8 protein-coding genes and 1 pseudogene are annotated in these 12,308 nt (G+C 73.2%); 6 read left to right on the forward strand and 3 right to left on the reverse strand.

Going from position 1 to position 12,308, the window contains the following annotated elements; all coding sequences use genetic code 11:
- Positions 1-18 precede the first annotated feature (18 nt).
- The 3 genes and pseudogenes from DRB89_RS35305 to iolB all read right to left on the reverse strand — a co-directional run.
- The gene (locus DRB89_RS35305; RefSeq protein ID WP_112448046.1) at positions 19-1,518 is read right to left on the reverse strand and encodes a CoA-acylating methylmalonate-semialdehyde dehydrogenase; all 1,500 of its coding nucleotides are present in this window, start codon (positions 1,516-1,518) and stop codon (positions 19-21) included.
- Between the two features lie 11 nt (positions 1,519-1,529).
- A complete protein-coding gene (gene iolD, locus DRB89_RS35310) occupies positions 1,530-3,410 on the reverse strand; it encodes a 3D-(3,5/4)-trihydroxycyclohexane-1,2-dione acylhydrolase (decyclizing) (RefSeq protein ID WP_112448045.1) in 1,881 nt (626 codons plus the stop codon).
- Positions 3,407-4,078 (reverse strand): annotated as a pseudogene (gene iolB / locus DRB89_RS35315) (5-deoxy-glucuronate isomerase); the annotation flags it as partial. The pseudogene iolB and the gene iolD, both read right to left, overlap by 4 nt.
- A 169-nt stretch (positions 4,079-4,247) precedes the next feature.
- Here iolB and DRB89_RS35320 point away from each other — a divergent pair.
- The 6 genes from DRB89_RS35320 to DRB89_RS35350 all read left to right on the forward strand — a co-directional run bounded on the left by DRB89_RS35320 (position 4,248) and on the right by DRB89_RS35350 (position 12,293).
- Positions 4,248-4,493, forward strand: coding sequence for a hypothetical protein (locus DRB89_RS35320; protein WP_343234853.1), 246 nt, complete (start codon positions 4,248-4,250; stop codon positions 4,491-4,493).
- Positions 4,494-4,695: 202 nt separating this feature from the next.
- Entirely contained in the window at positions 4,696-5,991 is a 1,296-nt protein-coding gene (locus DRB89_RS35325; protein ID WP_112454180.1) for a hypothetical protein, read from the forward strand.
- Positions 5,992-6,039: 48 nt separating this feature from the next.
- A complete protein-coding gene (locus tag DRB89_RS35330) occupies positions 6,040-6,660 on the forward strand; it encodes a TetR/AcrR family transcriptional regulator (RefSeq protein ID WP_112452289.1) in 621 nt (206 codons plus the stop codon).
- Positions 6,661-6,817: 157 nt separating this feature from the next.
- Entirely contained in the window at positions 6,818-9,265 is a 2,448-nt protein-coding gene (locus DRB89_RS35335) for a molybdopterin oxidoreductase family protein (RefSeq protein ID WP_239516502.1), read from the forward strand.
- Positions 9,266-9,339: 74 nt separating this feature from the next.
- Positions 9,340-10,764, forward strand: coding sequence for a citrate:proton symporter (locus DRB89_RS35345; protein WP_112452288.1), 1,425 nt, complete (start codon positions 9,340-9,342; stop codon positions 10,762-10,764).
- Between the two features lie 98 nt (positions 10,765-10,862).
- Positions 10,863-12,293, forward strand: coding sequence for an aldehyde dehydrogenase family protein (locus tag DRB89_RS35350; protein WP_112463582.1), 1,431 nt, complete (start codon positions 10,863-10,865; stop codon positions 12,291-12,293).
- Positions 12,294-12,308: the final 15 nt, after the last annotated feature.

Consider the following 12,308-nt stretch of genomic DNA (forward strand, 5'->3'; position numbering starts at 1 on the left):
ACGCGGTCCTGCGGTCGGTCAGTGGTTGCGCGGGAACCCGAGGTCCACACCCGCCGGGGCGTCGGACGGGTCGGGCCAGCGGGTGGTGACGACCTTGCCGCGCGTGTAGAAGTGGATGCCGTCGTTCCCGTAGATGTGGTGGTCACCGAAGAGCGAGTCCTTCCAGCCACCGAAGGAGTGGTAGCCCACCGGCACCGGGATCGGCACGTTGACGCCGACCATGCCGGCCTCGACCTCCAGCTGGAAGCGGCGGGCGGCGCCGCCGTCGCGGGTGAAGATCGCGGTGCCGTTGCCGAACGGCGAGGCATTGATGAGCGCCAGGCCCTCCTCGTAGGTCTCGGCGCGCAGCACGCACAGGACCGGGCCGAAGATCTCGTCGCGGTAGGCGTCCGAGTCGGTCTTGACGTTGTCGAGCAGCGACAGGCCGATCCAGTGGCCGTTCTCGTTGCCCTCCACCGTGTAGCCGGTGCCGTCGAGGACCACGTCGGCGCCCTGCGCGGCCGCGCCCTCCACGTACGAGGCGACCTTGTCGCGGTGGACGGCGGTGATCAGCGGGCCCATCTCGGAGGCCGGGTCGTTGCCGGGGCCGATCTTGATCTTCTCGGCGCGCTCGCGGATCTTCTCGACGAGGGTGTCGCCGATGGAGCCGACGGCCACGACGGCCGAGATCGCCATGCAGCGCTCGCCGGCCGAGCCGTAGGCGGCCGAGACCGCCGCGTCGGCGGCCGCGTCCAGGTCGGCGTCCGGCAGCACCAGCATGTGGTTCTTTGCGCCGCCCAGGGCCTGCACGCGCTTGCCGTTGGCGGAGGCGGTGGTGTGGATGTGGCGGGCGATCGGGGTCGAGCCCACGAAGGAGACGGCCGCGATGTCGGGGTGCGCGAGGAGCGCGTCGACGGCGACCTTGTCACCGTGGACCACGTTCAGCACGCCCGCCGGCAGACCGGCCTGGCTCGCGAGCTGCGCCAGCAGCGTGGAGGCCGAGGGGTCCTTCTCGCTCGGCTTGAGGATGAAGGTGTTGCCGCAGGCCACGGCCAGCGGGAACATCCACATCGGCACCATCGCCGGGAAGTTGAACGGGGTGATGCCCGCGACCACGCCGATCGGCTGGCGGATCGAGGAGACGTCGACGCGGCTGGAGACGGACGTCGACAGCTCGCCCTTGAGCTGCACGGTGATCCCGCAGGCCAGCTCGACGATCTCCAGGCCGCGGGCGACCTCGCCCAGCGCGTCCGAGTGCACCTTGCCGTGCTCGGCGACGATCAGGTCGGCGATCGCGTCGCGGTTGGCGTCCAGCAGGGCGCGGTAGGCGAACAGCACCTTGGTGCGGGCGGCCAGCGAGGACTGGCCCCAGGACAGGAACGCCTCCTTGGCGACCCGTACGGCGGCGTCCACCTCGTCGGCGGACGCGAGGGCCACCTGCGTGGTGACCTCGCCGGTGGCGGGGTCGGTGACCGGGCCGTAGTTGCCCGAAGCGCCCTCGACGGTCTTGCCACCGATCCAGTGGTTGACGGTCTTCATGCCTTGCTCCTTCACAGATGGCGACGTCGATGCGCGGCTTGCCGGTCGTACTCTTCGCGGGCTTCCACCGCCGACGCACGGGTCGCGGTCTCGGCCACAGGAACATCCCACCACGCCTGCGCCGGGGGTAGGCCCGACACAGTGTCGGGTGTTCGGGTCTGTGCGTAGACACATGTGGGACGGTCCGCGGCTCGCGCCTCGGCGAGGGCTTTCCGCAGGTCACCAATGGTGTGGGCGCGGATCACGGCCATCCCGAGGGAGGCCGCGTTGGCCGCGAGGTCCACCGGCAGCGGCGCGCCGCTGTACGAACCGTCGACCGCCCGGAAGCGGTACGCGGTCCCGAACCCCTCGCCGCCCACCGCGTCCGAGAGGCCGCCGATGGAGGCGTATCCGTGGTTGTCGAGGATCACCACCTTGACCGGGATCCCCTCCTGCACGGCGGTGACGATCTCGGTCGGGTTCATCAGGTACGTCCCGTCGCCGACCAGGGCCCACACCGGGCGGCCGGGCGCGGCCAGCGCGGTGCCGATCGCGGCGGGGATCTCATAGCCCATGCAGGAGTAGCCGTATTCGACGTGGTACTGGTCGGCGGAGCGGGTCCGCCACAGCTTGTGCAGGTCTCCGGGGAGCGAGCCGGCGGCGTTGACCAGGATGTCGTCGCCGTCGACCAGGGCGTCGAGCAGCCCGAGCACCTGTGCCTGGGTCGGGACGGCGTCCTCGTCGGGAGCCGCGCAGGCCCGGTCGACCAGCCGCTCCCACGTCCTCTTCCCTTCTTTGTACGCCGCCTCGTACGCGGGGTCCACCCGGTACCCGGCGACCTCGGCCCGGAGATCTTCCAGACCCTCCCGCGCATCGCAGACCAGGGGGCGGGCCGCGAGCTTGTGGGCGTCGTACGGGTCCAGGTTGAGGCCGACGAACCGCACGTCCGGGTGGCGGAAGAGGGTCGCGGAGGCGGTGGTGAAGTCGGTGAGGCGGGTCCCGACGGCGATCACCAGGTCGGCCTCGCGGGCCAGCGCGTCGGCGGTGGCCGTGCCCGTGTGCCCGATCCCGCCCACGTCGGCGGGGTGGTCCCAGGCCAGGACGCCCTTGCCCGCCTGGGTGACGGCGACCGGGATCCCGGTGGCCTCCGCGAACTCCGCCAGCGCGGCCTGCGCCGCGCTGTGCCGGACCCCGCCGCCGGCGATGACCAGGGGCCGCGCGGAGCCCCGTACGGCCTCGGCCGCGCGCGCGAGCTCCGTACGGTCGGGCCGGGGCCGGCGCACGCCCCACACGCGCTCGGCGAAGAACTCCGCCGGCCAGTCGTACGCCTCGGCCTGCACGTCCTGCGGCAGCGCGAGGGTGACGGCGCCGGTCTGGACGGGGTCGGTCAGGACCCGCACGGCCTGCAGGGCGGCGGGGACCAGGGCTTCGGGGCGGGTGATCCGGTCGAAGTACCGGGAGACGGGGCGCAGGGTGTCGTTGACGGAGACGTCCCCCGCGTGGGGGACCTCGAGCTGCTGGAGCACGGGGTCGGCGGGCCGGGTGGCGAAGGCGTCCCCGGGCAGCAGGAGCACCGGGATCCGGTTGACGGTGGCGAGGGCGGCCCCGGTGACGAGGTTGGTGGCCCCGGGCCCGATGGAGGTGGTCACGGCGTGGGCGGACAGCCGCCCGCTCTGCCGCGCGTACCCGACGGCGGCGTGCACCATGGCCTGCTCGTTGCGCCCTTGCAGGAACGGCATCTCCTCGCGGCCGGTCTCCAGCAGGGCCTGCCCGATCCCGGCGACGTTCCCGTGCCCGAAGATCCCCCAGGTGGCGGCGATGAGCCGCTGCCGGTGTCCGTCGCGCTCGGTGTACTGGCGGGCGAGGAAGCGGACGAGGGCCTGCGCGACGGTGAGCCGGACGGGCGGCGTCATACGGGGTCCTCCGCGCGGTAGAAGGGCAGCCGGGGGTCGGTGTCCCGGCCGGCCCAGGTGGAGCGGATCCAGCCGTGGTCGGGGTGGTCGCTGATGAGCCACTCCCGCGTCCGGCCGGGCCCTGCCATGACGTTGAGGTAGTACATGTCGTGTCCGGGCGCGGCGATGGACGGGCCGTGCCAGCCGTCCGGGATGAGCACGGTGTCCCCGGTCCTCACCTCGGTGAGGATGTCGGTCTTCCCGGCCGGGGACGGGCTGACACGCTGGTAGCCGAGTCCGGGCGTGTTCCCGTGGGCGCGGATCTCGTAGAAGTAGATCTCCTCCAGCCGGGACTCCTCGCCGGGGCGGTGCTCGTCGTGCTTGTGCGGCGGGTAGGAGGACCAGTTCCCGCCGGGGGTGAGCACCTCGACGGCGATGAGCCGGTCGCAGGGGAAGGCGTCGGCGGCGGCGAAGTTGTTGACCTGGCGGGAGCACTGGCCGGCGCCGCGCAGTTCCACCGGGATCCGGTGGGCGGGCCCGTACCGGGCGGGGAGGACCTCGTCGCACCGTGCGCCCGCGAGCGCGAAGCGGCCGCCGGCGGCCGACCGGATCTCGGCGCGGCCGTCCCGGGGGAGGTAGGCGAAGTCGGTGACTCCGTCGAACACCCCGGTCCGCCCGCGCAGTTCGAAGACCTGCGGTCCGCTCCCGGTTCCGGGAAGGGGCGGGGGGTTCTTAGGCAGAGAGAGGGCGCACACAGAGCGGTACCCGCAGTAGACACTGGGCGTGGGCAGATGTTTATAAGAGACCGCGTCCCCGACTCCGGCCCCGGAGGAGGCGCGGGCCGACCGCACGGTCACCATCGCCGTCCGGGACGGCAAGGTCACCCCCGCCCCGGGCCGGGTCGAGGTGGCGCGCGGCGAACGCGTCGCCCTGCGCGTCACCAGCGACCGCGCGGACACCCTGCACGTCCACGGCTTCGACAAGGAACTCGCCCTTCCGGCAGGCCAGGAGGCCACCCTGATCCTGACGGTCGACCGGACGGGCCTCTTCGAGGTCGAGACCCACGAGTCCGAGCTCGTCCTGACCCAGCTCCTCGTCCGGTGACGCACCCGACGCGGCAGCCGCAGCCGCAGCCCGCCGTCCCCGGTCCGCTGCCGGCCCCGCGCCCGCCCGGGGCCCCCGCCCCGAGCGCACGGCGGTGAACCCGGCCGTGGCAGCGCCGCCGCCGGCCTGGCCGGCCGTACCGCCGCCGCTCGCGCCGGGCGCGGCCCCGTACGAGCCGCTCGGCGGCGGACCCGGCCAGGGCGTGGTCCTCCACCCGGCCGATCCACTCGCCCAGCTCGCGCACGGCATCGGATCCCAGCACGACCTGCCCATCTCTCCCTTCTACGCGTTCGCCGGCGCCTTCACCGCCCTCTTCGTCTCCTTCCTCGCCCTCGGACTCCTCTGGTCCGCCTCCCGCTTCCGCGGCGACCGCTCCGGCATCGCCCTGCCCGCCGGGCTCCAGCGGGTGGCCGACGCGCCGGCCACCCGCACCGCCCTGCGCGGGCTCGGCCTGGCCGCCGCGCTCGCCGTACTCCTGCACCTCCTCTTCGGTCCCGACGACCCCGCCCGCAACCCCGCTCCCGGCGCCGTCTACGTACTCCTCTGGGTCGGCCTCGTGCCCGCCTCCCTCCTTCTCGGCCCCGTCTGGCGCCTCCTCAACCCGCTCCGCGCGCTGTACCGCCCGCTCGCCCGGCGGTGGCCCCGCCAGGCCCGCCCGCTCCCCGCGCGGCTCGGACAATGGCCGGCCGCCGCCGGACTGTTCGCCTTCACCTGGCTCGAGCTCGTCTCTCCCGATCCCGCTTCCACCACCACCCTCCTGCTCGCGCTGGCCGGCTACGCGACCGTCCAACTCCTGTTCGCCGCCCGCTACGGCGAGCGCTGGTTCGCCGACGGAGACGCCTTCGAGGCCTACTCCGCCCTCCTGGCCCGGCTCTCCCCCCTCGGCCGCCGCGACGACGGCCGCCTCGTCCTGCGCAACCCCTTTCACGGACTCGACGCGACGCCCGAGCGGCCCGGACTCGTCGCCACCGTCTGCGTCCTGCTCGGCTCCACCGCCTACGACGGCTTCTCCGACAACCCCTCGTGGATCAACGCGATCCAGACCTCCCCCCTCGGCCGCACGACCGCGGCCACCCTCGGACTCCTCGGCTCCATCGCCCTCGTCGCCGCCCTCTACTGCCTCTGCGCGGCGGCCACCCGCCTCGTCTGCGGCCCGCACCCCGGCCCGCTGACCGCCTTCGCGCACTCACTCGTACCGATCGCGCTCGGCTATCTCATCGCCCACTACTTCTCCCTCCTGGTAGTCGAAGGACCACGCACAGTGAGCATGGCACTCGGCACTGACAACGCCCCGGAACCCTTGCCACCACTGGGCCCCGGAGGCCTTGCCGCCCTCCAGGTCCTCGCCGTCGTCACCGGCCACGTGCTCGGAGTCATCGCCGCGCACGACCGCTCCGTACGCCTCTTCCCGCCTGCGAAAGCCGTCGCCGGGCAACTGCCGCTGCTCGCGCTGATGATCACCTACACCGTCGGGGGCCTCAGCCTGCTGCTGAACTGACGCGGCGGACCGGTGCCGCCGCAGACCTGTGAACCAAGGAGCGGCATGATGGACCCCGTGTCCCCAGCCCACCCCCTGCGCCGCACGCCGATCCAGCAGCGCAGCGCCGACCGGCTCGCCCGGATCCTCGACGCCTGTGCCGAACTCCTGGACGAGACCGGGTACGAGAACCTCAGCACCCGGGCCGTCGCCCTGCGGGCCGGCGTGCCCATCGGCTCGGTCTACCGGTTCTTCGGCAACAAGCGGGCCATGGCCATCGCCCTCGCCCACCGCAACCTCGACACCTACGCCGACGCCATCGAAGAGCGGCTCGCCGACCTCCGGGCCACCGAGTGGCGGCCGGTCGTGGACGTGGTGCTGGACGAGTACCTCGTCATGAAGCGCAGCGTTCCCGGCTTCGCCCTCGTCGACTTCGGGGTGCCCGCGCCGCCTTCCGAGGGGCCGGCCTCCGACCCCAACCACCTCGTCGCCGTCCGCCTCACCGCGCTCCTCGCCGGCCACCTCGCCCTCACCCCGGACCCCGTCCTGGAACGGGCCGTCCTGGTCGCGGTCGAGGCCACCGACGCGCTGACCAAGCTCGCCTTCCGCAACGACCCGGCCGGCGACCCCGGCATCGTCGCCGAGACCCGCGCGATGATGCACGCCTACCTCGCCCGCGTCCTGGACTGACGCACCCCTCCGGCGGCCGGGTGCCGCCGGCGCGGTGCCGCCGACCGGGTACCGTCGACCCCTCCCCAGCGTCCCTACCGGTCGGTATGCTCGGTGCCGCCCGCGCGGCCGCACCAGCCGCGCCCCCGTGCCGCAGCCTGCCGCCCCTGGAGGGCCCATGCCCCGCACCGCCCTGCGCGTCTGTCCCCTCTGTGAAGCCACTTGCGGCCTCACCCTCACCATCGAAGGCACCACGGTCACCGGCGCCCGAGGCGACCGCGACGACGTGTTCAGCCGCGGCTTCATCTGCCCCAAGGGCGCCGCCTTCGGAGCACTCGACGCCGATCCCGACCGCCTCCGCGGCCCCCTCGTGCGGCGCGACGGACGGCTTCAGGAAGCCACCTGGGAGGAGGCGTTCGAGGCCATCGCCGCCGCCGTCCCCGCCCTCGTGGGGGAGTACGGGGCCCAGTCGGTCGGCGTCGTCCTCGGCAACCCCAACGCCCACACCATGGCCGGCCACCTCTATCCGCCGCTGCTCCTCAAGGCGCTGGGCACCCGCAACCTCTTCACCGCCAGCACCCTCGACCAGATGCCCAAACACGTCTCCAGCGGGCTGCTCTTCGGCGATCCCTTCGCCATTGCCGTCCCCGACCTCGACCGCACCGACTTCCTGCTGCTCCTCGGGGCCAATCCGGTCGAGTCCAACGGCTCCCTGTGCACCGCCCCCGACTTCCCCGGCCGGCTCAAGGCGCTGCGAGCCCGGGGCGGGACCCTCGTCGTCGTCGACCCGCGCCGAACCCGCACCGCCAAACTCGCCGACCGGCACCTCGCGCCGCGCCCCGGGAGCGACGCGCTGCTGCTCGCCGCCCTGGCCCACACCCTGCTCGCCGAGGAGAAGACGGGCCTCGGGGCGCTCGCGGAACTCACCGAGGGGATCGGGGAACTCGCCGAAGCGCTCGGTAGTTTCACTCCTGAGGCCGTTGCCCCCGCCTGCGACCTCACGGCCGAAGAGATCCGCGCCCTCGCCCGCGACCTCGCGGCCGCGCCGACCGCCGCCGTCTACGGGCGGATCGGCAGCAGCACGACGGCGTACGGCACGCTCGCCAGCTGGCTGGTCGACGTGCTGAACGTCCTGACCGGCAATCTCGACCGTCCGGGCGGAGCCCTGTTCCCGCTGTCCGCGACCGACCGCGCACCCCGGCCGGCCGGCCCCGGCAAGGGCTTCCGCCTCGGCCGCTGGCACAGCCGGGTCAGCGGCCACCCCGAGGCCAAGGCCGAGCTCCCCATGGCCGCTCTGGCGGAGGAGATCGAGACCCCGGGGGAGGGGCGGATCCGTGCCGTCGTCTCCATCGCGGCGAACCCCGTGCTGTCCGCCCCCGACGGCCGGCGGCTCGACGAGGCCCTGGCCGGGCTCGACTTCATGGTCAGCGTCGACCCGTACCTGAACGAGACCTCACGCCACGCGCACGTCGTCCTGCCCCCGCCGCCGTCCTCGCAGAGCGCCCACTTCGACTTCTCCTTCAACACCTTCGCCATCCACAACCAGGTCCGCTACTCGCCGCGGGCCGTCCCGCTCGAAGAGGGCCGCATGGACGAGTGCGAGATCCACGCGCGCCTCGTCCTGGCCGTCTCCGGCATGCACGGAGCCGACCCGGCGGCCGTGGACGACCTGGCGATCCAGGCCACCCTCGCCCGGGAGAGCGCCGACCCGTGCTCCCCGCTGCACGGGCAGGACCCGGCACGCCTCGCCGGGCTGCTCTGCGGGGCCCGCGGCCCCGAGCGCCGCCTCGACCTGATGCTGCGCCTCGGCCCGTACGGGGACCGGTTCGGCGCGGAATCCGCCCTGCCCGCGGCCACCCGGCCGGACAGCACCGAGGACACCCGCCGGAGCGCAGCTGCCGCCGCCCCCGCGGCCGACACCGCCGCCGCCACTGGCCACGCCGACACCGTTGCCCGCATCGCCGCCGGTACCGCTTCCGCCGCCGGCACCGCTTCCGGCGGCGGTACGGAGGCCGGCGGCGGTACGGAGGCCGGCGCGGCCCTGCCCGACGGCGCGCCGGGACCCGGCCTCAGCCTGGAGGAGCTGCTCGCGCGCCCGCACGGCATCGACCTGGGCCCGCTGCGGCCCCGGCTCCCGGGTCTGCTGAAGACGCGCAGCGGCAGGATCGAGCTGCTGCCGGACCCGATCGCGGCCGAGCTTCCCCGGCTGCGCGCGGCGCTCGCCGACCGCCCCGCCGCCCTGGTGCTCGTGGGCCGCCGCCACCTGAGGTCCAACAACAGCTGGTTGCACAACGTCCCGGCCCTGGTGGGAGGTTCCAACCGCTGCACCCTCCAGGTCCACCCCGACGACGCCGCCCGGCTCGGGCTCACCGACGGGGCGCCGGCCAAGGTCAGCTCGGACGGCGGCAGTCTGGAGGTCCCCGTCGAAGTCACCGACGCCGTCCGGACTGGGGTCGTCAGCCTCCCGCACGGCTGGGGTCACGACCGCGCCGGCACCCGCCTCTCGGTGGCCGCGGCCGCGCCCGGAGTCAACGTCAACCAGCTCCTCGACGGCACCCGCCTCGACCCGCTCTCCGGCACGGCCGTGCTCAACGGTTTCCCCGTGGAACTGACACCCATCCTCTGAGCTGGGGTTTTGCTCGTATTGCTCACGCGCGGACGTCTTGTTGGCCCCGGGAGGCGGCACCTAGGTTCCCCCACATGCTGACCTTCCTCGGCTTCGCCATGATCGCGACCTTCCTGGTCCTGATCATGCTGAAGAAAATGTCGCCCATCGCGGCGCTCGTCCTCATCCCCGCGCTCTTCTGCGTGTTCGCCGGACAGGGCGCGCAGCTCGGCGGCTACGTCATCGACGGGGTCGGCAAGCTCGCGCCGACCGCCGCCATGCTGATGTTCGCCATCGTCTACTTCGGCGTGATGATCGACGTCGGCCTCTTCGACCCGGTCGTGCGCGGGATCCTGCGCTTCTGCAAGGCCGACCCGATGCGCGTCGTGGTCGGCACCGCGGTCCTCGCCGCCATCGTCTCGCTCGACGGTGACGGCTCGACCACCTTCATGATCACCGTCTCGGCCATGTACCCGCTGTACAAGCGGCTCGGCATGAGCCTGGTGGTGATGACGGGGGTCGCGGCCACCGCCAACGGCGTCATGAACACCCTGCCCTGGGGCGGCCCCACGGCCCGTGCCGCCACCGCCCTCAAGCTGGACGCCTCCGACATCTTCGTCCCGATGATCCCCGCGCTCGCGGCGGGCCTCCTCTTCGTCTTCGTCCTCGCCTACGTCCTCGGCCTCAAGGAGCGCCGCCGCATCGGGCTGCTGACGCTCCCCGGCGACGCGGACCCGGCCGAGGAGGTCCTGGTCTCCGCCACCGGCGGCACCCCGGCCGGCGGGAGCGCACGTACCCCGTCCGTCCCGTCTGCCCCGTCCTCCGGGGCCTCCGAGTCCTCCGGCACCGCCGCGGGCGGCGCCCCCGAGGAGGACGGCCTCCAGGGCCTCGACCCGCACCGCGCGACCCTGCGCCCCCGCCTCTACTGGTTCAACGCGGGCCTCACCGTCACCCTGCTGACCGCCATGATCATGGAGCTGCTCCCCATCCCGGTGCTGTTCCTCCTCGGCGCCGCCCTCGCCCTCACCGTCAACTTCCCCCACATGCCGGACCAGAAGGCCCGGATCGCCGCCCACGCCGACAACGTCCTGAACGTCGCCGGCATGGTCTTCGCCGCCGCCGTCTTCACCGGCGTCCTCACCGGCACCGGCATGGTCAAGCACATGGCCGACTGGCTCGTCGGGGCCATCCCCGAGGGCATGGGCCCGCACATGGCCCTCGTCACCGGCCTGCTGAGCCTGCCCCTCACCTACTTCATGTCCAACGACGGCTTCTACTTCGGCGTCCTGCCCGTCCTCGCCGAAGCGGGCGCCGCCCACGGGGTGTCCCCGCTCGAGATCGCCCGCGCCTCCCTGGTCGGCCAGGCCCTGCACATGTCGAGCCCGCTGGTTCCGGCCGTCTACGTCCTCGTCGGCATGGCGAAGGTCGAGTTCGGCGACCACACCCGATTCACCGTGAAATGGGCGGCTCTGACCTCGCTGGTGGTCCTGGCGGCAGGGATGCTTTTCGGCATCATCTGACCCCCTCCGCCTCTGGCGCCCGCAAAACTACCGACGCTAGTTTGTAGGGTGTTGGCGACGTCAGGTCTACGCGCTCGTGCGTGCTCGGGAGGAATGCCATGAAGGCCCACGACGGGATGTACATCGGCGGCGAGTGGCGGGCCGCCCTCGGCAGCGACCGGATAGAGGTGCTCAACCCGGCCGACGAGCGGCTCCTCGCCTCGGTCCCGTCCGGTACGGCGGAAGACGTGGACGCGGCCGTACGCGCGGCCCGCGCGGCCTTCCCGGCCTGGGCGGCCACGCCCCCGGCCGAGCGCGCCGCCCTCATCGGGGCGCTGCGCGACGTGCTGATCGCCCGCAAGGGCGAGCTGGCCGAGACGATCACCGCCGAGTTGGGATCGCCGCTGGGCTTCTCGGAGATGGTCCACGTCGGGGCGCCGGTCGCGGTGGCCTCCTCGTTCGCCGAGCTCGGGGCCTCGTACGCCTTCGAAGAGCGGATCGGGAACTCGACCGTGCTGCTCGAGCCGGTCGGCGTGGTCGGGGCGATCACGCCCTGGAACTACCCGCTGCACCAGATCGTTGCCAAGGTGGCGCCCGCCCTCGCCGCAGGTTGCACCATCGTCCTCAAGCCGGCCGAGGACACCCCGCTGACCGCACAGCTCTTCGCCGAAGCCGTGCACGAGGCGGGGATCCCGGCCGGAGTCTTCAACCTGGTGACCGGCACCGGCCTGGTCGCCGGCCAGGCGCTGGCCGCCCACGAAGGGGTCGACCTCGTCTCCTTCACCGGGTCCACCGCCGTCGGCAAGCAGATCGGCGCCACGGCCGGCGCCGCCGTCAAGCGGGTCGCCCTCGAACTGGGCGGCAAATCGGCCAATGTCATCCTGCCCGGAGCCGACCTGGCCAAGGCCGTCGCGGCAGGCGTGGGTCACGTCATGAACAACGCCGGCCAGAGCTGCAACGCGCTCACCCGCATGCTCGTCCACCGGGACCAGTACGAGGAGGCGGTCTCCCTCGCCGCCGCGGCCGCCGCCAAGTACGCCTCCGGCGACCCGCTCGACCCGGGCACCCGCCTCGGCCCGGTCGTCAGCGCCAAGCAGCGCGACCGCGTGCGCGGCTTCATCACCAAGGGCGTGGAGGAGGGCGCGCGCCTCGTCGCGGGCGGGCCCGAGGCGCCGCACGCGCAGGGGTACTTCATCGCCCCGACCGTCTTCGCCGACGTCACGCCCGAGATGACCATCGCCCAGGAGGAGATCTTCGGCCCGGTGCTCTCGATCCTTCCGTACGCGGACCAGGACGAGGCCCTGACCATCGCGAACGGCACCGACTACGGGCTGGGCGGGGCCGTCTGGGCGGCGGACGAGGAGACGGCCGTGGCCTTCGCCCGCCTGATGGACACCGGCCAGGTGGACATCAACGGCGGCCGCTTCAACCCGCTCGCACCCTTCGGCGGGTACAAGAAGTCGGGTGTGGGCCGCGAGCTGGGCCCGCACGGCCTCGCCGAGTACCTCCAGACCAAGTCCCTGCAGTTCCTGTTCCCTAATCACATCTGACCCTGCCGCCGACCC

The sequence above is a fragment of the Streptomyces sp. ICC4 genome, from assembly GCF_003287915.1.
Classification (GTDB): Bacteria; Actinomycetota; Actinomycetes; order Streptomycetales; family Streptomycetaceae; genus Streptomyces; species Streptomyces tritrimontium.

Bases quoted from the DNA above. Each gene is read 5' to 3' on its own strand.
- DRB89_RS35305 (WP_112448046.1), bottom strand. From the start codon at position 1,518: ATGAAGACCGTCAACCACTGGATCGGTGGCAAGACCGTCGAGGGCGCT.
- iolD (WP_112448045.1), bottom strand. From the start codon at position 3,410: ATGACGCCGCCCGTCCGGCTCACCGTCGCGCAGGCCCTCGTCCGCTTC.
- DRB89_RS35330 (WP_112452289.1), top strand. From the start codon at position 6,040: ATGGACCCCGTGTCCCCAGCCCACCCCCTGCGCCGCACGCCGATCCAG.
- DRB89_RS35335 (WP_239516502.1), top strand. From the start codon at position 6,818: ATGCCCCGCACCGCCCTGCGCGTCTGTCCCCTCTGTGAAGCCACTTGC.
- DRB89_RS35345 (WP_112452288.1), top strand. From the start codon at position 9,340: ATGCTGACCTTCCTCGGCTTCGCCATGATCGCGACCTTCCTGGTCCTG.
- DRB89_RS35350 (WP_112463582.1), top strand. From the start codon at position 10,863: ATGAAGGCCCACGACGGGATGTACATCGGCGGCGAGTGGCGGGCCGCC.